The 24,916-nt window shown below is 63.1% G+C and carries 23 protein-coding genes; 10 read left to right on the top strand and 13 right to left on the bottom strand.

What is annotated here, in order from left to right; translation table 11 throughout:
• Positions 1–8 precede the first annotated feature (8 nt).
• Positions 9–1,370 (bottom strand): cache domain-containing protein, encoded by a 1,362-nt coding sequence (locus CD58_RS13370; protein WP_025213501.1) that lies wholly within the window; start codon positions 1,368–1,370, stop codon positions 9–11.
• Between the two features lie 301 nt (positions 1,371–1,671).
• Here CD58_RS13370 and CD58_RS13375 point away from each other — a divergent pair, with 301 nt between their 5' ends.
• A complete protein-coding gene (locus CD58_RS13375; protein ID WP_025213502.1) occupies positions 1,672–3,732 on the top strand; it encodes a carbon starvation CstA family protein in 2,061 nt (686 codons plus the stop codon).
• A gap of 15 nt (positions 3,733–3,747) precedes the next feature.
• Entirely contained in the window at positions 3,748–3,945 is a 198-nt protein-coding gene (locus tag CD58_RS13380) for a YbdD/YjiX family protein (RefSeq protein ID WP_003201656.1), read from the top strand.
• Between the two features lie 241 nt (positions 3,946–4,186).
• Here the strand turns inward: CD58_RS13380 and CD58_RS13385 are convergent, their stop codons facing one another.
• Positions 4,187–5,500, bottom strand: coding sequence for an ATP-binding protein (locus CD58_RS13385; RefSeq protein WP_025213503.1), 1,314 nt, complete (start codon positions 5,498–5,500; stop codon positions 4,187–4,189).
• Entirely contained in the window at positions 5,497–6,237 is a 741-nt protein-coding gene (locus tag CD58_RS13390) for a response regulator (protein WP_025213504.1), read from the bottom strand. Before CD58_RS13390 ends, CD58_RS13385 begins: the two co-directional genes overlap by 4 nt.
• A 233-nt stretch (positions 6,238–6,470) precedes the next feature.
• On the opposite strand from CD58_RS13390, the gene CD58_RS13395 reads away from it, so the two are divergent.
• From CD58_RS13395 to CD58_RS13405, 3 genes are all read left to right on the top strand, one after another.
• On the top strand, positions 6,471–6,734 hold the full coding sequence (locus CD58_RS13395) for a DUF2790 domain-containing protein (protein ID WP_025213505.1): 264 nt from the start codon (positions 6,471–6,473) through the stop codon (positions 6,732–6,734).
• 74 nt (positions 6,735–6,808) lie between these two features.
• Positions 6,809–8,020, top strand: coding sequence for a cytochrome c biogenesis protein DipZ (locus tag CD58_RS13400; RefSeq protein ID WP_025213506.1), 1,212 nt, complete (start codon positions 6,809–6,811; stop codon positions 8,018–8,020).
• Between the two features lie 230 nt (positions 8,021–8,250).
• Entirely contained in the window at positions 8,251–8,580 is a 330-nt protein-coding gene (locus CD58_RS13405) for a hypothetical protein (protein ID WP_025213507.1), read from the top strand.
• A 9-nt stretch (positions 8,581–8,589) separates the two neighbouring features.
• Here CD58_RS13405 and CD58_RS13410 read toward each other — a convergent pair whose 3' ends face one another.
• On the bottom strand, positions 8,590–10,452 hold the full coding sequence (locus CD58_RS13410; RefSeq protein WP_025213508.1) for a sigma-54-dependent Fis family transcriptional regulator: 1,863 nt from the start codon (positions 10,450–10,452) through the stop codon (positions 8,590–8,592).
• A gap of 356 nt (positions 10,453–10,808) precedes the next feature.
• Between CD58_RS13410 and CD58_RS13415 the strand changes: the two genes are divergently transcribed.
• From CD58_RS13415 to CD58_RS13435, 5 genes are all read left to right on the top strand, one after another.
• On the top strand, positions 10,809–11,891 hold the full coding sequence (locus tag CD58_RS13415; protein ID WP_025213509.1) for an ATP-NAD kinase family protein: 1,083 nt from the start codon (positions 10,809–10,811) through the stop codon (positions 11,889–11,891).
• Positions 11,892–11,893: 2 nt separating this feature from the next.
• Positions 11,894–12,871, top strand: coding sequence for a thiamine pyrophosphate-dependent dehydrogenase E1 component subunit alpha (locus CD58_RS13420; protein ID WP_025213510.1), 978 nt, complete (start codon positions 11,894–11,896; stop codon positions 12,869–12,871).
• Positions 12,872–12,920: 49 nt separating this feature from the next.
• Positions 12,921–13,937: an alpha-ketoacid dehydrogenase subunit beta gene (locus tag CD58_RS13425; protein ID WP_025213511.1), complete on the top strand. Its 1,017-nt coding sequence runs from the start codon at positions 12,921–12,923 to the stop codon at positions 13,935–13,937.
• Positions 13,937–15,049: an acetoin dehydrogenase dihydrolipoyllysine-residue acetyltransferase subunit gene (locus tag CD58_RS13430; protein ID WP_025213512.1), complete on the top strand. Its 1,113-nt coding sequence runs from the start codon at positions 13,937–13,939 to the stop codon at positions 15,047–15,049. Before CD58_RS13425 ends, CD58_RS13430 begins: the two co-directional genes overlap by 1 nt.
• Positions 15,050–15,133: 84 nt before the next feature.
• A complete protein-coding gene (locus tag CD58_RS13435; protein WP_235195319.1) occupies positions 15,134–16,198 on the top strand; it encodes a 2,3-butanediol dehydrogenase in 1,065 nt (354 codons plus the stop codon).
• 65 nt (positions 16,199–16,263) lie between these two features.
• Here CD58_RS13435 and CD58_RS13440 read toward each other — a convergent pair whose 3' ends face one another.
• From CD58_RS13440 to CD58_RS13480, 9 genes are all read right to left on the bottom strand, one after another.
• The gene (locus CD58_RS13440; protein ID WP_025213514.1) at positions 16,264–16,818 is read right to left on the bottom strand and encodes a DinB family protein; all 555 of its coding nucleotides are present in this window, start codon (positions 16,816–16,818) and stop codon (positions 16,264–16,266) included.
• Between the two features lie 151 nt (positions 16,819–16,969).
• Positions 16,970–17,887 (bottom strand): dihydrodipicolinate synthase family protein, encoded by a 918-nt coding sequence (locus CD58_RS13445; protein ID WP_025213515.1) that lies wholly within the window; start codon positions 17,885–17,887, stop codon positions 16,970–16,972.
• A 168-nt stretch (positions 17,888–18,055) separates the two neighbouring features.
• Complete coding sequence (locus CD58_RS13450) at positions 18,056–19,084, bottom strand: trans-3-hydroxy-L-proline dehydratase (RefSeq protein ID WP_025213516.1); 1,029 nt, start codon at positions 19,082–19,084, stop codon at positions 18,056–18,058.
• A gap of 154 nt (positions 19,085–19,238) precedes the next feature.
• Positions 19,239–19,961 carry an amino acid ABC transporter ATP-binding protein gene (locus CD58_RS13455; protein ID WP_025213517.1) on the bottom strand — a complete coding sequence of 241 codons (723 nt, stop codon included), beginning with the start codon at positions 19,959–19,961 and terminating at the stop codon, positions 19,239–19,241.
• Complete coding sequence (locus tag CD58_RS13460; protein WP_025213518.1) at positions 19,954–20,604, bottom strand: amino acid ABC transporter permease; 651 nt, start codon at positions 20,602–20,604, stop codon at positions 19,954–19,956. The genes CD58_RS13455 and CD58_RS13460 overlap by 8 nt, the downstream gene beginning before the upstream one ends.
• Before the next feature lie 24 nt (positions 20,605–20,628).
• A complete protein-coding gene (locus CD58_RS13465) occupies positions 20,629–21,294 on the bottom strand; it encodes an amino acid ABC transporter permease (protein WP_025213519.1) in 666 nt (221 codons plus the stop codon).
• Positions 21,287–23,065 carry an aconitase X gene (locus CD58_RS13470; RefSeq protein ID WP_025213520.1) on the bottom strand — a complete coding sequence of 593 codons (1,779 nt, stop codon included), beginning with the start codon at positions 23,063–23,065 and terminating at the stop codon, positions 21,287–21,289. Before CD58_RS13470 ends, CD58_RS13465 begins: the two co-directional genes overlap by 8 nt.
• A gap of 10 nt (positions 23,066–23,075) precedes the next feature.
• On the bottom strand, positions 23,076–23,894 hold the full coding sequence (locus tag CD58_RS13475) for a transporter substrate-binding domain-containing protein (protein WP_025213521.1): 819 nt from the start codon (positions 23,892–23,894) through the stop codon (positions 23,076–23,078).
• A gap of 231 nt (positions 23,895–24,125) precedes the next feature.
• The gene (locus CD58_RS13480; protein ID WP_025213522.1) at positions 24,126–24,875 is read right to left on the bottom strand and encodes an AraC family transcriptional regulator; all 750 of its coding nucleotides are present in this window, start codon (positions 24,873–24,875) and stop codon (positions 24,126–24,128) included.
• Positions 24,876–24,916: the final 41 nt, after the last annotated feature.

Raw genomic sequence — 24,916 nt, forward strand, 5'->3', positions numbered from 1 at the left:
GGCGCGCATCAGCTTTCTGTCGCCGACAGGTTCATGGGCAGCAGGATGTCCAGTTCGCTTCGTCCCGGCACCGACGTCAGTTCCAGCCGTCCACCGAAATGCTCGACGCGTTCGCGGATGTTGCGCAGGCCGATGCCGGCATGGCCGCGTTCGACCTGCGGCACGTTGAACCCCATCCCGTCATCCACCACCGTCAGGCGCAAGGACTGGCTGGAGCCAAACAAGGTGATGCCGACGCTTTTCGCCCCGGCGTGACGCTCGATATTGGTCAGGGCTTCCTGGGCAATGCGAAACAGTGAAACGGGCGCGCCGTTTTCCAGCCGGCAATCGAACTCATTACTTCTGTAGGACACCTCGAGTCCGCTGCGTTGCTGGAACTCAGTCGCGAGCTGACCGATGGCGGCAGGCAGGCCCAGCGTGTCGAGCAGGGACGAGCGCAAATCGTGGGAAATGCTGCGGATCTCGCCGATGGCTTCTCCCAGCCGATCAGTCGCATTCTTCAAGATGCCCAAGCCGTTTTCCTGGCCGTTTTCCAGCACATGACTGGCCAATTCGAACTGGAATTTGATCGACACCAACAACTGGCTGATGCCGTCGTGAAGCTCGCGAGACACCCGCGAGCGCTCTTCTTCCTGCAAGCTGACAATGCGCTGGTTCAACCGCTGCAGCTTCTTGTCGGCCAGGCGATGTTCGCTGACGTTGAGGGTCATGCCGCCGGCAAACACAAGCAGGACCGCCACCAAGGCGACGGCGGCGATGGCCAGCATGGTGGTGTGGATGCCCTGGGCCACCTCGTCGCGGGCCTGCTGGGTGGCGCGTTCGACATCCTCCAGGTAAATCCCGGTGCCCAGCATCCAGCCCCAGCGATCCAGCATCACCACGTAGGCCAGCTTGTCGGTGACCTGGCCGGAGGAGGGCTTGTTCCAGGCATAACGCTGGAAACCTTCGCCCGACTCGGCGCTTTTGATCAGCGCCTGGATGACGGGCAAGCCGTGGGGATCCTTCATGTCCCAGAGGTACTGCCCCACCAGTTCCGACTGACGAGCGTGCATCAGGCTGCGGCCCTGGCGGTCGTACACGAAAAAGTAGCCGTTGATGCCGAAGCTGAGCTTGCGCAGTTCCTCCAGGACCTGCTGCTGCGCACGTTCGTCACCCAAGCCGTCGTTATACAGCGGGGCGATCAGGCTCTGTGCCATCTCGACGTAGTTTTTCAACTCGGCGCGCTTGCTTGCCAGGATGCTGTCTTCGATCAATTGCGCCTGTTGATCGCCCAATTGTCGGTTCAGGGAGATCACCAGGGCGCAGATGACAGCAATCGCCAGGACCAGAGGCAAAATACCGAGGGCGACGATTTTGTGTTTGAGCAGCATCTGTACTCCTGTCCGGACTCAGCGGGGAGGCGAATGGCGGCATCATATGCCAAACCAACCCGCCAGGCACAAAACCTGTGGGAGCGGGCTTGCTCGCGATGGCGTCGGATCAGCCGGCCTGGATGTCGCCTGACACAATGCCATCGCGAGCAAGCTCGCTCCCACAAGGGAATCGGGTTCTACGTAGTACTACGGATTTATTTATTGACGACTTACAGGGATATTGGGCCCGCTCCGAATAGCCGGGGCACACTATAAAAACAATCGCCGCAATCCACTGGATATCGGCAGGAGACACGCAATGACAACCCGTCTGGTTAAACACCTCGCCTGGTTTGCCGTGGCTGTTCTGGGAGCCTGTGCGTTGAGTGTCGTGGCCTTGCGCCGCGGCGAACCCATCAACGCCCTCTGGATCGTCGTCGCAGCCGTGGCCATCTACCTGGTCGCCTACCGCTACTACAGCCTCTTCATCGCCAACAACGTGATGCAACTCGATGCGCGCCGGGCCACCCCCGCCGTGCTCAACAACGATGGCCTGGACTATGTCCCGACCAACAAACACATTCTCTTCGGTCACCACTTCGCGGCCATTGCCGGTGCGGGGCCGCTGGTCGGGCCGGTATTGGCGGCGCAGATGGGCTACCTGCCTGGCACGCTCTGGCTGATTGCCGGCGTGGTGCTGGCCGGTGCGGTGCAGGACTTCATGATCCTGTTCCTGTCCACCCGCCGTAACGGTCGTTCCCTGGGCGACATGGTCCGGGAAGAAATGGGCCGCATCCCCGGCACCATCGCGCTGTTCGGTTGCTTCCTGATCATGATCATCATCCTCGCGGTGCTGGCGCTGATCGTGGTCAAGGCCCTGGCCGAGAGTCCGTGGGGGATCTTCACGGTAATGGCGACCATCCCGATCGCGATGTTCATGGGCATCTACATGCGCTACATCCGCCCGGGCCGCATCGGTGAAATCTCGCTCATCGGCGTGCTGTTGCTGCTGGGCTCGATCTGGCTGGGCGGGCAGATCGCCGCCGACCCGGTCTGGGCCAAGGCCTTCTCCTTCACCGGGATCCAGATCACCTGGATGTTGATCGGCTATGGTTTTGTCGCGGCGGTGCTGCCGGTGTGGCTGATCCTGGCCCCGCGGGACTACCTGTCGACGTTCCTGAAAATCGGCACCATCGTCGCCCTGGCCATCGGCATCCTGGTCACCATGCCCGAGCTGAAAATGCCGGCGCTGACCCAGTTCACCGACGGCACCGGCCCGGTGTGGAAGGGCGGGCTGTTCCCGTTCCTGTTCATCACCATCGCCTGCGGCGCGGTCTCGGGGTTCCATGCGCTGATCTCCTCGGGCACCACGCCCAAGCTGCTGGATAACGAAGTCAACGCCCGCTACATCGGTTACGGCGGCATGCTGATGGAGTCGTTCGTGGCGATCATGGCCATGGTCGCCGCGTCGGTGATCGAGCCAGGTGTGTACTTCGCCATGAACAGCCCGGCGGCGATCGTCGGCGGTGACGTGGTGGCCGTGGCGCAAACCGTCAGCAGCTGGGGTTTTGCAATCACCCCCGAGGCGCTGCAAGCGGTGGCCAAGGACATCGGCGAAACCACCGTCCTGGCCCGTGCCGGCGGTGCGCCGACCCTGGCGGTCGGTATCGCGCAGATCCTGCACTCGGTGCTGCCGGGTGAGAACACCATGGCGTTCTGGTACCACTTCGCGATCCTGTTCGAAGCGCTGTTTATCCTCACGGCCGTGGACGCCGGTACCCGTGCCGGGCGGTTCATGCTGCAGGACTTGCTGGGCTCGTTCGTGCCTTCGCTCAAGCGCACCGAATCCTGGACCGCCAACCTGATCGCCACCGCCGGTTGCGTGGCGCTGTGGGGTTACCTGCTGTACCAGGGCGTGATCGATCCGCTGGGCGGCATCAACACCTTGTGGCCGCTGTTCGGCATCTCCAACCAGATGCTGGCCGGTATTGCCCTGATGCTCGCCACCGTGGTGCTGATCAAGATGAAGCGCCAGCGCTACGTCTGGGTGACCATGCTGCCGGCGGTCTGGCTGTTGATCTGCACCACCACGGCGGGCCTGATCAAGCTGTTCGACGCTAACCCGGCGATTGGCTTCCTGGCCCTGGCGCGCAAATACAACGATGCCCTGGCCGCCGGCCAGATCCTGGCCCCGGCCAAGAGCATCGAGCAGATGCAGCACGTGGTGTTCAACGCCTACACCAACGCCACGCTGACGGTATTGTTCCTGTTCGTGGTATTCAGCATCCTGTTCTACGCGCTCAAGGTCGGCATTGCTGCCTGGGGCACCAAGGAACGTACGGATAAAGAAGCGCCATTCCAGGCCGTGCCGGACGCTTGATAGAGGATTGCAACGATGTTCAATGACTTGAGTCGCCTCGGTAAATACCTCGGTCAGGCCGCGCGCCTGATGGTCGGCATGCCCGACTACGACAACTACGTCGAGCACATGCAAACCAAACACCCGGACAAACCGTTGATGGACTACGAGGCGTTCTTCCGCGAACGCCAGGAGGCCCGCTACGGTGGCAAGGGTGGGCCCAAGTGTTGTTGAAACACCGCTTGGGTTGAAGTAACCCCTGTGGGAGCGGGCTTGCTCGCGAAGGCGTCGGGTCAGTCGCCATTGAGGTGGCTGACACTCCGCCTTCGCGAGCAAGCCCGCTCCCACAGTTGTTTTGGGGTGGTTTCAACATTTGCGTGCTACCACAGATCCCCTTGTGGGAGCGAGCAAGCCCGCTCCCACAGTTGTTTTGGGGTGGTTTCAACATTTGCGTATCCCACAGGCCCCTGTGGGGTTACCGGGTTTCGCGACCGAGCCGCAGCTCGGCGCACAGCCCGCCGCCGTCGCGGTTGCTCAAGGTCAATGAACCGCCCATGGCATTCGCCAGTTGCTGGGCGATGGCCAAGCCCAATCCTGTACCCCCGGTTTCCCGGTTACGCGAGCTTTCTACCCGGTAGAACGGCTTGAGGACTTCGGCCAGCTCCTGTTCATTGATGCCGGGGCCACGGTCCAATACCTGGATCGCCAATTGACCATTTTCGCCCTCTTGCACCTCGATCCGCGCCGCACCGCCAAACTTCAACGCGTTGTCCACCAGGTTGACCAACACCCGGCGCAGGGCGTGGGGGCGGGTGTCGATGATGGCGGCGTTTTTTCCGGAAAGCTGCACATCCTGCCCGGTGTCCTGATAGTCGAACACCAAGCTGTCGAGAAACGCATCCAGGCTGATGCGGCAGCTGGCCTCAGTGGCGCCGTGGACGCTGCGGGCATAGGCCACGCCTTCGCGCACCAGGTGTTCCATTTCGCTCAAGTCGCTCCACAGTTTGTCCTTCTCAATGCTGTCGTCCATGAATTCGGCGCGCAGCTTCATGCGCGTGATGGGCGTCTGCAGGTCATGGGAAATCGCCGCCAGCAATTGCATGCGCTCCTTGAGGTAGGCAGCGATGCGATCTTGCATGGCATTGAACGCCTTGGCGGCATGGACCACTTCGGTCGGGCCTTTTTCGTCCAGGCGTACGCTGTGGACGTTGGGATCGAGGGTTTCCACTGCTCCGGCCAGCCGTGTCAGCGGGCCGACGGCGATGCGTACGGCCAGCCAGGTGCAGCCGATCAGCAGCGCCAACTGCCCCAGCAACACCACCGGCAGCCAGAGGGAGAGGGGCATCATCGCCGGACGTACATCAATGGTCAGCGGGCTACCGTCGCCCAGGCGCAGGTGAGCCTGGTAGTGCATTTTCGGCCCGGGTATCTGGTTGAAGGTCAGGGCGTAGGACTGGCCGATGGCCTCTTGGATCGAGCTCACCGACACGGGCGCATCGGTAAGGTCCATCGGCTGGCCGGGCTGGCCTTCATCGAGCAGGTAGCCGTAGTTGCGCCGGGCGAGTTTGGGCAGCCAGGCCGGGCGTTCGGCGGCAGGCAGGCGGTCGAGGATGGCAACGGAGGTCGAGACATCGGTTTCCAGGTTGCCGAGCATGGTGGATTTGGCCGTCTGGTAGCGCTCGTAATATTGGGCACCAAACGACAGCCCCTGGGCCAGGATCAACCCGATCAGGAAAATCAGCGACAGCCGCGAGGCGAGGGTGCGCGGCCAATGCAACGGCAGACTCATACCGAAGCCCCGAGGATCTCCACCGGCAGCGAGAACACATAGCCTTCGCTGCGCACGGTCTTGATATAGGCCGGTTCCCGGGCATCGTCCAACAGGCGCTGACGCAGGCGGCTGACCAAGAGGTCGATGGAGCGATCAAACAGATCGGCGTCCCGGCCCTGGGTCAGGTTGAGCAACTGGTCACGGTTGAGTACCCGTTGCGGGTGGTCGAGGAACACCCGCAGCAGCCGGTATTCGGCGCCACTCAGGGCGACCATGGTGCCATCGGAGTCCAGCAGATGACGGGCGGTGGTGTCCAGGCGCCAGCGCCCGAAGGCCAGCAGGCGACCGCTTTCAGTGACCACCAGGTTGGGTGGCAGCATCCGGGTACGGCGCAGCACGGCGTTGATCCGCGCCAGCAGCTCGCGGGCGGCGAAGGGTTTGACCAGGTAATCGTCGGCGCCCATTTCCAGTCCGATGATGCGGTCGGTTTCGTCGTTGCGGGCGGTGAGCATCAGCACCGGCGTGGCTTTGTGCTTGCCGGCGCGCAGCTCCCGACACAGCACCAGGCCGTCATCGCCGGGCATCATGATGTCCAGCACGATCAGGTCCACCGGGGTGGTTTCCAGAAATGCGCGCATCTGCCGGCCATCGGCGACGACAGTGGTGCGCAGGCCGTTCTTCTTCAGGTAGTTACCAACCAGCTCTCTGATCTCGCGATCGTCATCCACTATCAACACGTGATCGACATGATCCATGGTGTCCAGCCCCTCTTGGCGTTTCGTTGTGATCAGTCTACAGGCGCCGGCCAGCCTGAGCCGCGACGGTTTGTATTGCAGTGTATCTGGCGCGCGGCGGATACACAGGGATGCAAAAAGCCACCTGGCTCGATACAGACGCGATACCTCAACGGCATTCAATGGCTTCCATCGAGGCAACACGACAAGCCTCGGCAGAAAACACACTCATTGAATGAATCGAGGACACCGCCATGAACACCAAAGCCATCTACGCCGCTTGCCTCTTCGCCGCGCTGAACATCTGCACCCTGTCGGCCCGGGCCGAAAGTAACGTCCAGGCGCAAACCTATACCTACGGCACCCACCTGGACATCCGGAAGGTGCTGTCCGTCACCGAAGACGCCAACCCGGCCTGCGGCGTGGTGAATGCCGAGATGATCTATCTGGACTCGGCGGGCCACAAGCAGGCGCTGGACTACCGCAAGCTTGCCGACAATTGCAATAACGGTAACTAAAAGTAAAGCATTATGAGTTCATGATAACCAATTGTTATTAAACAAGTATCTTTCAAAAACCTAGTGGTGATCCCATGCTTCTGATCGCTTTCCTCGGCGGGATCCTGACGATCCTCAGCCCCTGTATTCTCCCCGTGGTGCCGTTTCTGTTCGCCCGTGCCAATCGCTCCCGGGGCTCGGTGCTGCTGACACTCGCCGGCATGGTGCTGACGTTCGCCCTGGTGTCGAGCCTGGCGGTGGTCAGCAGCGAGTGGGTATTGCGCGCCAGCAGCGTCGGCCGGCAAGTCGCCCTGGTGGTGATGGTGCTGTTCGCCTTGTCGCTGATCTTCAGCCGGGTCGGCATATGGCTGTCGCGGCCGCTGGTCAGCCTGGGCAACCGGATTGACGCCGGCGCCGGGCGGATGGCCGGGCCGCTAGCGTCGGTGCTGATCGGGGTGGCCACCGGACTGCTCTGGGCACCCTGTGCCGGGCCGATACTCGGGGTGATCCTGACCGGTGCCATGCTGCAAGGCGCCAGCGCTGAAACCAGCCTGTTGCTGCTTGCCTATGGGTTGGGCAGTGCCTTGTCCCTGGGTGTGCTGATTCTCGCCGGACGTGGGTTGGTCGGTCGCCTGAAACTCTCGCTGCCGGTGACGAGTTGGTTGCGCCGTGGCACCGGGGCCGTTGTGTTACTGGCTGCCGTGGCGATTGGCACTGGCGCCGATGATCGGCTGTCGGCCAGCACCTCTTCCCAAGGCTCGGCCAGCCTGGAACAGAGCCTGCTGGAAAAGGTCCCGAAGGCGATCGACTACGTGGTCAGCAAGGCCAGCGCCACCTCCATGCCGACCCCCGGGTCCCTGGGCGCCATGCCCTCGCTGGATGGCGCAGTGCAATGGCTGAACTCGCCTGCGCTGAGCAGCGAGTCACTGCGGGGCAAGGTGGTGTTGGTGGATTTCTGGACCTATGACTGCATCAACTGCCAGCACACGCTGCCTTATGTGAACGAGTGGGCGAAAAAGTATGAGAAGGAAGGGCTGGTGGTGATCGGCGTCCACACCCCGGAATACGGCTACGAGAAGATCATCGACAACGTGCGCGAGCAGGTGCGCAAACTGGACATCCATTATCCGGTGGCCATCGATAACCGATATGCGATCTGGCGCGCCTTCAATAACCAGTACTGGCCGGCCCATTACTTCATCGACGCCAAGGGGCAGGTGCGCTACAGCCACTTTGGCGAAGGGCGGTATGGCGAGCAGGAGCAGGTGATTCAGCAGTTGTTGCAGGAAGCCAAGGCAGGCCAGTGATATCCGTGGCGAGGGAGCTTGCTCCCGCTGGGCTGCGAAGCGGCCCCAATAACTACCTGGCAACTCGGTGTGTCAGGCAAATCCAGAGGGCCGCTTCGCGACCCAGCGGGAGCAAGCTCCCTCGCCACAAAAGCTTTCACATCGCCACATGTCGGTGTAGCCGTACTGGCCCCTTGCTCATTTGAATGTCGTCAAACTTCTTTTATTTCAGAAAGTTGAGCGACAAACCTATGCGAATTTCTATGTGGGTCGTAGCGACGTTTCTCCTGGCCGCCGTCTCGCTTGAGGCCCAGGCCAAAGCACTGACGCAAAACCAGCAGTCGGTGTGCCGCTGGGGCGCGGACATCGCGGCGGGAGCACAGGCCGCGAAGCTCTCCGGGATGACCCTGTACGGCGCCCGCAAGCGATTGCAAGTTCGCAAGTTCCCCCGGCCCTGGATGCGCATGACCGCCATGGGCATCACCGAGCAAACCTACAACAGCGCCTCGCGCCTCAAGCCCGCAGCCGTCAAGCAGACCTACTACGAGCAATGCGTGCGTCACGAGTTGGCGCGCAGATAGCGCTCAACGTCACGCCGGGCGCCGGCCCGGCATCTCGATGCCATGCTGGTGCACCCGTCGATACAGGGTCGCCCGGGAAATACCCAGGGCCCGGGCCGCGGCGGTGGGCTTCCAGCGATGGCGCACCAGGGCGTCGAGCAGTGCCTGGCGCTCCGGGCTGGCGCTCGGTTCCGGCGAGTGAGCAGCGTCGGTGCTGTGCAATGACTCGGGCAGATGGCTGAGCTGGATCACGCTTGCCTCACACACCGCGCAGGCGTAGCGCAGCACATGACGCAATTGACGGACATTGCCTGGCCAGTGATAGCCGAGCAGGCATTCCAGGGCCACGCTGCTCAGCTGCACCACATCCCCGCACAGTGTCGACTCCTCGGCGAGAATACCGTTGATCAGCGCCAACCGGTCAGTGCGCTCACGCAGCGGCGGCAACTGGAAGCGGGCGCCGCCCAGGCGAAAATACAAATCCTCGCGAAACTCGCCAGCGCTCACCAGGGTCTCCAGGTCGCGGTGGGTGGCGCAGATCACCTGGATGTCCACGGCCTTGCGGCGCGATGCACCCAAGGGCGCCACTTCACCTTCGGCTAATACCCTCAGCAAGCGAGTCTGCAAGGCCAACGGCATGTCACCGATTTCATCCAAAAACAATGTCCCGCCATCGGCCTGCTGCAACAGGCCCTGCATGCCCTTGGCCGAGGCGCCGGTGAAGGCCCCGGCGACGTAGCCGAACAGTTCGCTTTCGATCAGGCTTTCAGGGATTGCCGCGCAGTTCAACGCCACAAAAGGCCGCTCACGACGCTGGCTGGCCTGGTGCAGTTGACGGGCGAAGACTTCCTTGCCGGAGCCGGTTTCACCCTGGATCAGCACCGGCAGGTTACGGTCCTTGACCCGCACCGCCAGGCGCAGGCTGTCGGCCAGGCGCGGATCGATGTCGGACGGGCTCATTGCAGCCCGGGCGCGCGGAGTGGCCCGATGGCGAGGCGCGCTCAAGCGGCCATGCAAGGCGTGATCGAGCGGGTAGAGGCTTTCGTCACGGGCGCGGTGCAGTTGTTGCTGGTCGAAGACCTGGCTGATGTGTTGCGGTAGCTGCCCGTAATGCTGCAGCAGGTATTGGCGAGCGGCGGGGTTCAGGGCTTGTAGGCAGCCATCGTCGTCCCAGGCGAACAGGAAGTCGGGCTGGCTGTCGACGTAGCCGGCGTTGCGGTGAGCCCGCAGGACCCAGTAGCCCTGGGCGCTGCTCATGAAGAACGCCTGTTCGATTTCCCGGGCGCTCTGCACCACCATTTGCCGGATCAGGTGCTGCGAGCGCCGATCATCCGGCGAGCGCACCGCCGACACATCCAGCACGCCGAGCAATTCACCTTGCGGGTCGAAGACCGGCGCGGCGGAGCAGGTCAGGCCGATGAAGGCGGCCCGGAAGTGATCACGCTTGTGCACCGTCACCGGGGCCTTGGCCGTGAGCACCGCCGCCACGCCGCACGTGCCTTCTTCGCCCTCCGACCAACAGGTGCCCAGATACAGCCCGGCCTTGCGGCAGTCATTACGGATCGCGGTTTCCACCCGGTAGTCGATGGTCTGGCCCTGGGCGTCGGTCAGCAGCACACAGTAATCGGCGTCGCGCACCCGGCCATGCAGGCGTGCCACTTCTTCGCTGGCGATATTGAGGAACAGCTCGGAGCGCTCGCGGCATTGCTTGAGCACGTCCTCGGAGAGGATGCGCGGGCCCTGCAATGAGCCGGGGTCCAGGTGATGTTGCTCCATGGAGCGACGCCAGGAGTCGAGGATCAGGTCCGGGACGGGCAGTTGTGGCAGTCGGCCCGCGTTTTTCACCACGCGGCTGACGCAATCCACGTGCGCCCGGGAGTGTGCGGAAAGCATAGGGCCTCCGGTTCAGCTTCTTATCGTTGTGCGCACATTAAGCGCCGTTCGCCGAGCGCAGACAAGCTTGGCGGTGTGGATGGCCGGCGTGAGACGCCACGTCTCAATGTCTCGCGTCCACCTCGTGCAGGTTGACATGCCACGTCTCACAGCGGTCCGGTCCGCGTCGTCGAATAGGGCGCTGCGAACGCTCTGGACCGGGCATTTCGTGGGGTTTTTCGACAACTGGCACCGGCCTTGCTCTATCCCATGAAGCCGCCTGGCGGTTCATCCAATAATAAAAACGAGGTACCTATGTCTTTTTGCCGAGGGTCTTGCCGCCCAAGTTATAGGCCTGTCTCGCCCCCGGTGGCGCCATGAGCCGCCGACCATTGACCGTGGGCATCATCGCCAACCCCGCGTCGGGCCGTGACGTGCGGCGCCTGACCGCCAATGCCGGGTTGTTTTCCAGCACCGACAAGGTCTCGGTGATCCAACGGCTGCTGGCCGCCTTCGGTGCCACCGGCATCGAACAGGTGCTGATGCCCACGGACATGATTGGCATGGCCGCCGCCGTGTTGAAGAACAGCCACAGTCGCCAGGCCCGCAGCAGCCACTGGCCGGCCCTGGAGTTTCTCGACCTGACCCTGCGCCAGACCGTCGAAGACACCCGCCGGGCCGCCCGGCTGATGGCCGAGCGCGAGGTGGCGTTGATCGCCGTGCTCGGCGGCGATGGCACGCACAAGGCCGTGGCCGCGGAAGTGGGCGACATCCCGTTGCTGACCCTGTCCACCGGCACCAACAACGCCTTCCCCGAACTGCGCGAGGCCACCAGTGCCGGGCTGGCCGGCGGGTTGTACGCCAGCGGCCGGATACCGGCGCAGATCGGCCTGCGTCGCAACAAGCGTTTGTTGGTCTGCGATGCTGCGCGTGGCCTGCGGGAGGTTGCCCTGGTGGATGTCGCCGTGTCACCACTGCGCTTTGTCGGCGCCCGGGCCATCAGTCGAGCGGCGGACCTGGCCGAAGTCTTCGTGACCTTCGCCGAACCGCAATCCATTGGCCTGTCGGCGCTATGCGGCCTGTGGTTCCCGGTGTCACGCCAGGCGCCCGGCGGGGCCTGGATGCGCCTGGACCCACAATCGCCCGAAGCGCTGCTGGTGCCGCTGGCCCCCGGTCTGCTGCAAGGCTGCGGCGTGCTTGCCGCCGGGCCGCTGGAGCCGGGCATCGCCCATAGCCTGTCGCTGTCCAGCGGCACCCTGGCCCTGGATGGCGAACGGGAAATCGAATTCAACCCGCAGGACCGGCCCACGGTCACCCTCGATGCCAACGGCCCGCTGACCATCGATGTCAACGCGGTGCTGGCCTACACCGCGCAACACCGTTTGCTGGCCATCGGCCGCGAACATCCGCAACACCCCCTGAACCTTCAAGACAGCCTTCAAGACACCCCTGGAGAATAAAAATGTCGACACCGCTCACCCACGATCAACTGCTGCACGCCTACCAGGTGATGCGCACCATCCGCGCCTTCGAAGAGCGCCTGCACGTGGAATTCGCCACCGGCGAGATTCCCGGTTTCGTCCACCTGTATGCCGGCGAAGAAGCCTCGGCCGCCGGGGTCATGGCTCACTTGGGCGATAACGACTGCATCGCCTCCAACCACCGTGGCCATGGCCATTGCATCGCCAAGGGCGTGGATGTCTACGGGATGATGGCCGAGATCTACGGCAAGAAAACCGGCGTCTGCCAAGGCAAGGGCGGCTCGATGCACATCGCCGACTTCGAGAAAGGTATGCTCGGCGCCAACGGCATCGTCGGTGCCGGCGCCCCCCTGGTGGTGGGGGCCGCGCTGGCGGCCCGAATGAAAGGCACCGACAGCGTCGCCGTGGTGTTCTTCGGCGACGGTGGCTCCAACGAAGGGGCGGTCTTCGAAGCCATGAACATGGCCTCGGTGTGGAACCTGCCGTGTCTGTTCGTCGCTGAAAACAATGGCTACGCCGAAGCCACCGCGTCCAATTGGTCGGTGGCCTGCGATCACATCGCCGACCGCGCCGCCGGGTTCGGCATGCCGGGGGTGACGGTGGATGGCTTTGACTTCTTTGCCGTCCATGAAGCGGCCGGGGCCGCCGTCGAGCGCGCCCGGGCCGGGGAGGGGCCGTCGCTGATCGAGGTCAAGCTGACCCGCTATTACGGCCACTTCGAGGGCGACGCCCAAACCTACCGGGCGCCGGACGAGGTCAAGCACTTTCGCGAGAACCAGGACTGCCTGATGCAGTTCCGCGAACGCACCACCCGGGCCGGGCTGCTGTCGGCCGAGCAGCTGGACCAGATCGACAAGGAAGTGGAGCTGCTGATTGACAACGCCGTGTTCAAGGCCAAGTCCGATCCCAAGCCCACGGCGGCGGACCTGCTCACCGACGTCTACGTCTCCTACCCCTGAACGCCGCTTGCTCGAACAAGCCTCTAAAACAAAAACAGAGAATCCCATCATGGCGAGAAAAATCAGCTATCAGCAGGCAATCAACGAGGCGTTGGCCCAGGAAATGCGCCGCGACTCCAGCGTCTTCATCATGGGCGAGGACGTGGCCGGCGGTGCCGGCGCCCCCGGTGAGAACGACGCCTGGGGCGGTGTGCTCGGCGTCACCAAAGGGCTTTACGACCAATTCCCGGGGCGCGTGCTGGATACGCCGCTGTCGGAGATCGGTTACGTCGGCGCCGCCGTCGGGGCCGCCACCTGCGGCGTGCGCCCGGTGTGCGAACTGATGTTCGTCGATTTCGCCGGTTGCTGCCTGGACCAGATCCTCAACCAGGCGGCGAAGTTTCGCTACATGTTCGGCGGCAAGGCCGCCACGCCCTTGGTGATCCGCACCATGGTCGGCGCCGGCCTGCGTGCCGCCGCCCAGCATTCACAGATGCTCACCTCCCTGTGGACCCACATTCCGGGGCTGAAGGTGGTGTGCCCGTCATCGCCCTATGACGCCAAGGGCCTGCTGATCCAGGCGATCCGCGACAACGACCCGGTGATCTTCTGTGAGCACAAGTTGCTCTACAGCATGCAAGGCGAAGTGCCGGAAGAGCTCTATACCATCCCCTTCGGCGAGGCCAACTTCCTGCGCGACGGCAAGGACGTGACCCTGGTGTCGTACGGGCGCATGGTCAACACCGCGATGGACGCCGCGCGCAGCCTGGCCGGGCGCGGTATCGACTGCGAAGTCATCGACCTGCGCACCACCAGCCCGATGGACGAGGACAGCATCCTCGAAAGCGTGGAGAAGACCGGGCGCCTGGTGGTCATCGACGAGGCCAACCCACGCTGTTCCATGGCCACCGACATTTCCGCGCTGGTGGCGCAAAAGGCCTTCGGCGCGCTCAAGGCGCCGATTGAAATGGTCACCGCGCCGCACACCCCGGTGCCGTTCTCCGATGCCCTGGAAGACCTGTACATCCCTGACGCGGCGAAAATCGAGCAAGCCGTGCTCAACGTGATCGAGTGGAGCAAGCGCTGATGAGCCAGATTCATACCCTGACCATGCCCAAGTGGGGCCTGTCGATGACCGAGGGGCGAGTCGATGCCTGGCTCAAGGAGGAGGGCCAGGCCATCACCAAGGGCGATGAAGTGATGGACGTGGAGACCGACAAAATCTCCAGCAGCGTCGAGGCACCGTTCTCCGGGATCTTGCGTCGGCAGATCGCACGCCAGGACGAAACCCTGGCGGTCGGTGCCTTGCTGGGCATCGTCGTGGAGGGCGAGGCCAGCGACGCCGAGATCGAGGCGGTGATCGAGCAGTTCCAGGCCAGCTTCGTGCCGGGCGATGCTGCGACCGAAGACAGCGGGCCGAAACCGCAGAAAGTCGAGTTGGACGGCCGGGTGATCCGCTATTTCGAGCGCGGCGAGGGCGATACGCCGCTGTTGCTGGTGCACGGTTTCGGTGGCGACTTGAACAACTGGCTGTTCAACCACGAGGCACTGGCGGCCGGGCGCCGGGTGGTTGCCCTGGATCTGCCGGGCCATGGTGAGTCCGGCAAGGTCTTGCAACGGGGCGATTTGGATGAGTTGAGCGGCGTGGTGCTGGCCTTGCTCGATCACCTGGACATCAACGCTGTGCACCTCGTCGGGCATTCCATGGGCGGCGCCGTGTCGCTGAACACGGCACGGCTGGCGCCCCAGCGGGTGCGTTCCCTGACCTTGATCGGCAGCGCCGGCCTGGGCCCGGAGATCAACGGCAGCTACTTGCAGGGCTTCGTCGAAGCGGCCAATCGCAACGCCCTCAAGCCGCAGTTGGTGCAGCTGTTTTCCAATGCCGAGTTGGTCAACAGGCAAATGCTCGACGACATGCTCAAGTACAAGCGCCTGGAGGGCGTGGACGCCGCGTTGCAACAGCTGTCTGCGAGCTTGTTCGCCGATGGCCGCCAGCAAACCGACCTGCGCGAAGTGGTACAGGCCGGCCATGTGCCGACCCTGGTGGTCTGGGGCAGCGACGACGCCATCATTCCAGTGACCCACAGCGAAGGATTGAGCGCACAGGTCGAAGTGCTGCCCGGTCAAGGCCACATGGTGCAGATGGAAGCGGCCGAACAGGTCAACCGACTGATCCTCGGGTTCATTCAGCAGCACTGACCAAGCGGGCGGCGAGGTGATTCGTCGCCCCTACAAAATTCTGGAGGTAACGTCATGAACGTTTCAATCAAGCCTACCCGCAGCATGCGCGCCGCCGTCTGGCATGGCCGCAACGACATCCGCGTCGAAGACGTGCCACTGCCCATATCGCCGCCGGCCGGTTGGGTGCAGATTCGCGTGCAATGGTGCGGTATTTGCGGTTCCGACCTGCATGAGTACGTGGCCGGGCCGGTGTTCATCCCGGTGGACGCACCGCACCCGCTGACCGGGATCAAGGGCCAGTGCATCCTCGGCCATGAGTTCTGCGGCGAGATCGTCGAACTGGGCGCCGGCGTGGAGGGCTTCAGCGTCGGCGAGCCGGTGGCGGCCGATGCCTGCCAGCACTGCGGCACCTGCTATTACTGCACCCACGGGTTGTACAACATCTGCGAAAACCTGGCGTTCACCGGGCTAATGAACAACGGTGCGTTCGCCGAGCTGGTCAACGTACCGGCCAATCTTCTCTACAAATTGCCCGCCGATTTCCCTGCCGAGGCCGGCGCCTTGATCGAGCCGTTGGCGGTGGGCATGCATGCGGTGAAAAAGGCCGGCAGTCTGTTGGGCCAGAACGTCGTGGTAGTGGGGGCCGGGACGATCGGCCTGTGCACAATCATGTGCGCCAAGGCCGCTGGCGCGGCCCAGGTGATCGCCCTGGAAATGTCTGGCGCACGCAAGACCAAGGCCCTGGAAGTTGGCGCCAACCATGTGATCGATCCGAACGAATGCGACGCCCTGGCCGAAGTACGGCGCCTGACCGGCGGCCTGGGCGCCGATGTCAGCTTCGAGTGCATCGGCAACAAACACACCGCCAAGCTGGCCATCGACCTGATCCGCAAGGCCGGCAAGTGCGTGTTGGTGGGGATCTTCGAGGAGCCGAGTTCATTCAACTTCTTTGAACTGGTCTCCACCGAAAAGCAGGTGCTCGGGGCGCTGGCCTACAACGGCGAGTTCGCCGACGTGATCGCCTTTATCGCCGATGGTCGTTTGGACATCTCGCCACTGGTGACCGGGCGCATCCAGCTTGAGCAGATCGTTGGGCAGGGCTTCGAGGAACTGGTCAACAACAAGGAGCACAACGTGAAAATCATCGTGTCACCCGCACGGATCTGAGGGCGCCTGAGGTGGGCGATTGGCGATGGCCGGCAGCGGCCATCGCATTTTTTGGCAGTGGGTGTTCAATCCGGCCGATAGTCTCGCCAGACAGTCCCTTCGTTGAGTTGCAGTTGTTGCTCCTCTTTTTGCCGGAACGTACGGTCGCAATCGAGGAAGAACTCATCGAGTTGCGGTGGCTGGATACCGGTGCCACTGAGCATCGAATGCACCTGGCCGCGGTGGTGGATCTGATGTTCGAACAGGTGCAGTAACAACCGGTCGATTCGTTCATGCACCACACCGTCGACCCGCACCAGTTCTACGCAGCGGGCGAGGTCTTTATCTCGCAGTGATTCGCAGAAGGCCACAAGACGCTGGTCGGTTTTGGCCTGGTTTTGCGTGAGTTGGGCAAAGGGCAGGATTTCGGAAAAATCCTTTATCTGGCCGTCACGATCGCCTTCGAGGGCGGTGAGGTAGTAACGATCCACTTCCAGGATATGACAGAGCGTGCTTTGTATGGACGGAAAGAAACCCGTGCGTTGAGCCTCATATTCGGTCTCGCTCAGTTGCGCGCAGGCGTTGAGCAACCTGTGATTGGCCCATTGGTTGTTCAGGGCCTGGGCCAGGAAATAATTCATGGGAAGCCTCCCTGTCATGGCCGCCACAAATCCTGTGGGAGCGGGCTTGCTCGCGAAGACGGCGGCACATACAGCATAGTCCTACCAGACAGACCGCTTTCGCGAGCAAGCCCGCTCCCACATAGGCCTTCTTACTTTCCTGGGGGAGGGCCTAAAGCCCCACATCCGGCAACGCCGGCCGATTCGCCATGGCCTTGGCCATGATCTGTTCCACATACACCCGGTCCTCTTCCGGCAGGGCCAGGCGCGGTGGGCGGGTGAGGGCGCTGCCGCGGCCGGCGATGGCTTCGCACAGCTTGATGCATTGCACCAGGTCGGCGCGGGCGTCCAGGTGCAGGATCGGCATCAGCCATTCGTAGATCGGCATCGCCTCGGCAAAGCGTCCGGCACGGGCCAGGCGGAAAATGGTCTCGCCTTCTTTCGGGAACACGTTGGACATGCCCGAGACCCAGCCTTCGGCACCCACGGCGAGGCTTTCCAGCACCACGTCGTCGAGACCGGCGAACAGCACGAAACGGTCGCCGACTTCATTGCGCACGTCGATGAACCGCCGGGTGTCGCCAGAGGAATCCTTGAAGCACACCACGTTGTCGCAATCGGCCAGGGAAATCAGGATGTCCGGGGTCACATCATTCTTGTAGATCGGCGGGTTGTTGTAGACCATCAATGGCACGTCGGCATGGCGGGCCACATAGCGGAAATGCTCGGCGGTCTCGAATGGCTTGGAGCCGTAGACCAGCGCCGGCATCAACATCACCCCGTCGACGCCGACCTTGCGCACCGCGTTGGCAACCTTGGCGGCTTGCACGCTGGTGAATTCGGCGACGCCGCAAATCACCGGCACGCGGCCGCGAGAAGCGTCCACCGCGACTTCGGTCACGGCGATTTTCTCTTCGGCGCTCAGGGAGGTGTTTTCCCCCACCGAACCGCAGACCACCAGGCCGGAAACGCCGTCACGGATGACGTTGGAAATCACTTGGTGGGTTTTTTCCAGGTTGATGGAAAAGTCGTCGTTGAATTGCGTGGTGACGGCGGGGAAAACGCCGCTCCAGTTGATGCGTTTGCTCATGGGTTGTCTCCGGTGGTGAATGGTTTGTGGCGAGGGGATTTATCCCCGTTGGAGCGCGAAGCGGTCCTGATACAGGCAACTTGGTGTGTCAGTGGAGTCCAGGGGGCTGCTTCGCAGCCCAGCGGGGATGAATCCCCTCGCCACAGGGGGACTTGCACAATCGAAAATTCATGCGCCAGGCCAGGTATCTGAAAGCCGATAGCCCTGCGGCCACGGGTCGGCCGGGTCGAGCAACAGTTGATGGGTTCCGGTGATCCACGCCCGTCCGGCAATGCACGGATAAATCGCCGGGCGTCCGGCCACGTCGGTCAGCGAGTCAATACGACAGTGGAACTCGGAACCGATGATCGACCGTCCGATGAACCGCTCGCCCACCTGCATCAGGCCCTTGGCGTGCAATACCGCCATGCGCGCGGAACAACCGGTGCCGGTGGGGGAGCGGTCGATCTTGCCGGGCTGGATCACCACGGCGTTGGCGCCAGTGGCAATGCCGTTCTCCTGGACGATGGGCGCGGCGATCTGGCAGAACGAGATGTGCGACCAATCAGGATTCAACGGGTGTACGAAGCCCAGTTGTTCGTTGGCGGCCCGGGTGATTTTCAAGCCCACCGCCACCAACTCGGCGGCTTCGTCCGGGCGGATGGCAAAGCCCAGGCGCTGGGCGTCGACGATGACAAAACTGTCGCCGCCGTAGGCGGTGTCCACCTGCAACGAGCCCAGGCCCTCGACTTCGATCCAGGCATCGAGGCGGTCGGCGAAGGAGGGTACGTTCTTGATCTCGACCCGTTGTACCTTGCCGTCGCGGCAGTCGGCCACGGCCTCGATCAGGCCGCCCGGTGCTTCCAGCACCAGTCGGGTCTGGGGTTCAGTCATCGGCAGGATGCCGCTGTCCAGCAACACGGTGGCCACGCACAGGGAGTTTGAGCCGGACATCGGCGGTGTGTCGGCCGGTTCCATGATGATCCAGGCCATGTGCGCCCGAGGGTCCTTGGCCGGCACCAGCAGGTTGACGTGACGGAACACACCGCCACGGGGTTCGTTGAGGACGAAGTTGCGCAGGGTCTGGTCCTGGGCGATCCAGCGCGATTGCTCCCACACCGTGGCGCCAGGTGGAGGGGCGACGCCGCCGACGATCACATCGCCGACTTCGCCTTCGGCGTGGCAACTGACTACATGGATGATTTTAGATGAGCGCATTGGCTGCTCCTTGTGTTGTCTTGGCGGGCCTCATCGCGAGCAAGCTCGCTCCCACACTGTTTGGTGTGCACCACAGAATCTGTGGAGTGACCAGCGGATTGGTGTGCACCACCGAACCCTGTGGGAGCGAGCTTGCTCGCGAAGGGGCCATCCGCTACTTCACCGACTTGAGAAACGCCGCCGTCTCCGGCTGCATCGGGTTGCCAATCACCTGGTCCGGCGGCCCGATCTCATGGACCCGCCCGTTGCAAAAGAACGCCACCCGATCGGATACATCCCGGGCAAAGCGAATCTCGTGAGTCACCAGCACCATGGTCATGCCGTCTTCGGCGAGCATGCGCATGGTGTCCAATACTTCGCCCACCAGCTGCGGGTCCAGGGCCGAGGTGGCTTCGTCGAACAACATGTAGTCCGGTGACATCGCCAGGGCCCGGGCGATGGCCATGCGCTGTTGCTGGCCGCCGGACAACTTGCCGGGGAAGGCCTTGAGCTTGTCCCCCAGGCCTACGTGTTCCAGCTGCGTCACCGCCAGGGCCTCGGCGTCCTGCTGGCTCTTGCCCAGTACCTTGCGTGGCGCCAGCATCACGTTTTCCAGCACCGTCAGGTGGGGAAAGGCATTCCATTGCTGGAACACGATGCCAATCTTTTGCCGCAAGCGATTGAGGTCGGTGGCGCGGTCATGAACCTCGACGCCGTCCACGCGAATGCTGCCTTTCTGGATCGGTTCCAGGCCGTTGATGCACATCAGCAGGGTCGACTTGCCAGATCCCGAACCGCCGATGATCGACACCACCTCACCCTTGTCCACGGTCAGGCTCACGCCCTTGACCACTTCCAGGGCGCCGAAGGATTTGTGCACGTTTTCGATCTCAATCATTTTCCTGCCACCTTCTTTCCAGGCGTGCGCCGAGGCGGGCGACCACCAGGCTCATGACGTAGTAAATGAGGCCCGCGATGCACAGCACCAGCAGGGGTTCCTGAATGCGCGTGACGATGGTTTGCGATGCACGCAGCAATTCGACGATGCCGATCCACATCACCAGCGCGGTGTCTTTCATCACGCCCAGCACCAGGTTCAGCCAGCCGGGAAACGCTACCCGGGTGGCAATCGGCAGGACGATGAAGCGCAAGTCCTGCAGGTAGCTCAAGCCCAGGGAACGGCTGGCCCGCCGGGTGCTCAATGGCACTGCGAGCACGCCGCCACGGACGATTTCAGTGAAGTACGCCGCGGCGTAGACCCCGAGCACGATGCAGCCGACCGCGAAGGCGCTGAGGTTCAGGCCGACAATGCTCTTGAGGGAGTTGAACAGCACGAACTGGATCAGCAGCGGCACGCTGCGAAACACGTCCAACACCCAGGCCAGTGGCAGGCTGGCGCGCGGCATCAACGCCCGCAACAGGCCGAACAGCAAGCCGGCCAGGGTCCCCAGCAGGATCGACCACACGGTCAGTTGCAGCGTGACCCAGGCCCCGTCGAGCAAGAACAACAGGTCGTTAACGGTGAGGCTGGTTTCGAACATGACAGGCCCTCAGTAACGGAACACTCAGTAACGGAACAAGCGCCAAGACAACAACCGGGCGAGCCCGACGATCAACTTGGCGATGAGGTAATACAGCACCGCCGCGAGGGCGAAGTATTCGAAGGTGCGGAACGTCTTGACGTTGTATTCCTGGGTGACGCCGGTGAGGTCGTTGTTCAGGCCGACCACCACCCCCAGAGACGTCATCAATACCGCCCAGACCATCTGGTTGGTCAACGGGTAGAACACGATGCGCAACAGCTGCGGGACGATGATCATCCGGTAGGCCTGGAAGGCGCTCATCCCCAGGGAGCGAGCGGCGCGCATCTGCGTATTCGGCACGGCCTTGAGGCCGCCGCGAAAGTTTTCCGCCAGGTAGCCGGCATTGTTGAACGTGATCCCAGCCAACAAGGCCAGCCAGGAGCTGACGTGCAGCCCGAGGGAGCCGAGGCCGAAGTAGAGGATGTAGATCTGGAACAACGACGGCGTGTTGCGGGCGATGGAAACCCAACCATTGCCCACGCCGCGCAGCAATGGATGGCGCGCCTGGCGCATCACCGTCAGCACCAGGGCGATCAACACACCGAAGATCATCGACAGCGCGGCGGTCTCGAAGGTGACCCAGGCCCCGGCGAGCATGTCGGGCAGGGCACGCAGGGCCGGGCGCCATTGGAACGTGTAGTCAAACATGGGTGGGGCTCCCCGTGCGGGCGGTGGATTGCAGCCACATTGGCGGCTGGCCGCTGGCCGTGGCGCTACACGCGGCCTCGACGCATTCGGCGAGGCTGGCAAAGTGCACGCCGCGGCCGACCAGGCCCGGTGCGTAATGGGCGTACTTGCCGGAGTTGGTCATCAAGGTGCTGGCGTGCGGCGGGATTACCGGCTCGCCCAACATGCACCAGCAAGTGTCGGTCACCAGCACCGCGCCGAAGGCCTCGATGGCGCTCAAGTGGCCGGCCTCGCGGGCTTGTTCCAGCACCGCACGGCCGCAGGTGATCGCCAATACCACGTCCGGGTGTTTGATCCGGCCTGCGCAAAGGCTTGCCAGGGCGGCGAATTCGCTGAGGGAAAAGTGCGGGTTACCCAGGGAAACCAGATCCACGTGGTTGTCCCGGGCGTTGTTCAGTTCGCGCCAACTGGCGAGCAGGCCCGTGGTGTCGACGGTTTCCTTCGGTAGGCTGACACCGGCCTCCACGACATCCTCCGGATCGAGGGCTTCCGGCGTCACCCCGGCGATGTGGAACAACGGCGCAGCGCTGGTGGTGGCGAACGCGGCGCCGAAGGCCTTGAGGTCGTCCAGGGTCGGGGCGGCGTGTTCCAGGCCGCGTATCAGTGGGATCCGGCGGCCTGCCAGGCCGCCGATGTGGTAGCCCAGCAGCGGATAGAAACTGTCGTCCACCCGACCCAGCCCCGGCACATCGATGATCAACCCGGCCTTGCGCTGGTCGTCGAGATGACAGCCGGCTAACGGCGCCCGCCCGCACAGCGCAATGCAGATATCCAGGAAGTCCGGGTACTTCTGGGTGCGAGCGCCGAGGACACTGTTGGCGTAGACCACCGCGTTGGATTCGGCCCAGACGATTTGCTCGCCGGCCTTGGGCGCGGTATCCAGCAGGTAGGGCGCGCAGGTGTAACTCAGCTGCGCGCCCATCGCCATATAAGCCTCGCCCAAGGCGCTGGCCGGTTTACCCAGGGCTGGATCGACGCCCAGTTCCCGCCAGCGGCGCTGGTCCACGGAAATGGAATTGAGGGTGGTGGGCACGCGCACCTTGGCGCCCCACTGCACCAGTCGTTCGGCAAAGCGCAGACTGGCCGGGCCGGTATAGATGCAGCCGTCGATGTGGGCCTGGGTCACGTCCAGCAGCTGCGTAGCGCCCTGGAGATCGGCCATGCGCAGGACGATCTGCATCGCGATTTGCGCAGCCTTGCCGTGGCTGCCGTCGAGCAGCGCCCGGTCCTGTTCGGTGAGGCGGATCGTGGATGGCGGGGACGGTTGTAAGGGAACGTTCGCTTCATGCCAGTGATCGTTGGGACGCCGGCCCGACAAGGTCAGACTGTCGCCTTCGAGCCGTACAAAGCCTTGGCCGCGCAGCCTGTCGAACGCCTCGTGCCCCACGCACAACACCGGCAGGGACCGTTGGAAAATCACCTGCGCCACCAGCACGCCCAGGGTCAGGATTTCATCGGCTTCGGCCAGCACCAGGGCGGCGGGCGAGTGACCGTTGCTGATCAGCTCCATCAATACGCTGCTGCCGGTGCAGGAGCCGCGTCCGCTGGGAATCGCCAGCACGCGTCCGGCCAGGCGTTCGCCGCTCAACGGGTGGTGCCGGTCGATGACCTCGCCGCTGGCCGGGTCGACCCCGCCCCAGAAACTCAGGCCCACGTCGGCGAACAACAGGGTGCCCTGGGCGGCACCCTCCACCAGGCTGCGGCCTTTCACACGGACAGGCGTGCTTGGCATTCCCCGATCCTCAGTAATAAACCTGCGGCACGGTCAGGTTGGCGGGTGGGATGTCGGTGCCGACCCATTTGACGAACAGTTCCTTGTACCGGCCTGTACGCACCTGTTGGTTGACGAACAGATTGAGGTAGTTGATCAGGCCATACTCGCTGCGCTTGGCACCGAGGGACACATAGTCGATGACGTAGGGCGCATCACCGGCGATCTTCAGGCCCTTGTACTTGCCCGACTTGATGGTTGCGGCCGCCACGGTGTTGGTCACCACCGTCGCATCGATGTGCCCCTGGGCGACGGCCAGCAGGGTGTCGTTCTGCGACTGGTAGGCGCGGAAGCTGCCGCTGCCCCAACTCTTCTGGTCTTTTTCCAGGGCGATGGCTTCGTAGGTGCTACTGGTGTTACCCAGGGCCTTGCCCTTGAGGTCGGCGTAGCTGTTGATGCCGGTGTTGTCGCGGGTCAGCACGACCATCTGGAAGGCGAAGTAGGGCACGGTCAGGCCGACGGTCTTGGCTCGCTCCAAAGTGTCGGACGTGGAGGCGACGATGACGTCGGCGCGGCTGGACATCAGCGCGGGGATCCGGTCGGAGAAAGGCGTTTCCACCACTTCGGCCTCCACGCCGAGAACCTTCGCCAGGTCGTGGCAGTAGTCCACGTCGAAGCCTACCGGTTTATTGCTTTCGTCACGAAAGCCCATGGGTGGGAAGTCCAGGGTCACGGCACAACGCAGTTTGCCGGAGCTGATGATGTCGTCGAGCTTATCGGCGTGGGCGGTCGCGATGAATAAGGGGGTAAGGACAATGCTGAGGGCTACGGCCAGTGCTGGGTTTTTCATATATGCCTCGCTGTCGAATAAATGCGGTGAAATATCGTATTGAGGATTTCGTATACGATATTAGATAAGCAATCGGCGTGCCTGTTTGATGTTCATTTGAGGAACGGCGGTAGATGGCTGATATAGAGGCTTCTATTCAAGACCGTGACAGGCAGGTCAGCGGGGATACCGGTTCAGGGTGTTACAGATGGGAGCAGCCTCAGGCGCCAACGCCCCATTAGGGAACAAGCGTCAGCGCTGATTCTCGCGATACTGACTGGGGGACAGACTGGTCAAGGCGCGAAACTGACGGCTAAAAGCGCTGTGATCGGTGTAACCGCACCGCAAAGCGATTTCTGTGATGGGCAGCTCCGTGTCCAGTAACAATCGCGAGGCTTCTTCCAGCCGCGCCTTGTGAATCATCTGCCGGGGCGTGAGCTGGAAGATGCGTTTGCAGTGCCGCTCCAACTGGGCCACCGACAACCCGGCGATGGCGGTCAGTTCAGCCAGGCTGATGGGGCGGGCGAAGTGGCTCTTTATATGGGCATCCACCGCCGCCAGTTTTTGAAAGGCCGGGTGGCTGGATTGGGGCAATTGCAAATCGCGGGAAATGCCGGCCAGGCCGACGATCTGGCCGCTCGGTTCGTACAGGGCAAGTTTGTGGGTCAGGCACCACACCGGCTGGTTGCCGTAATACAGGTGCAGCTCGAGTTGGTCGGCCAGTTCCCTGCCGCTGGCCAGCACCCGTCGATCCTGTTCGGTGTACAGCGGGCCAAAGCGCTCGGGGAATACTTGTTCAGCCGTGAGGCCCAGCAGCTCGGCACTGTGCTTGAAGCCACAGCGCCGGGCCAGGGTCTGGTTGACGAAGGCGTAGCGGGCTTGATTGTCCTTGATGAAAAACACCACGTCCGAAAGGGTGTCGAGCAGCGGTGCGATGGGTTGCAGGCTGCACAGCAGGGTGTCCAGGTCGCAGGGGGCGAAGGAGGTGAGCGTGGGGTACATGGTCCAGCATCGCCTTTTTATGGGTGCGAGGGTGTTCGCGA

This window comes from Pseudomonas brassicacearum (genome assembly GCF_000585995.1).
Taxonomy (GTDB): Bacteria; Pseudomonadota; Gammaproteobacteria; order Pseudomonadales; family Pseudomonadaceae; genus Aquipseudomonas; species Aquipseudomonas brassicacearum_A.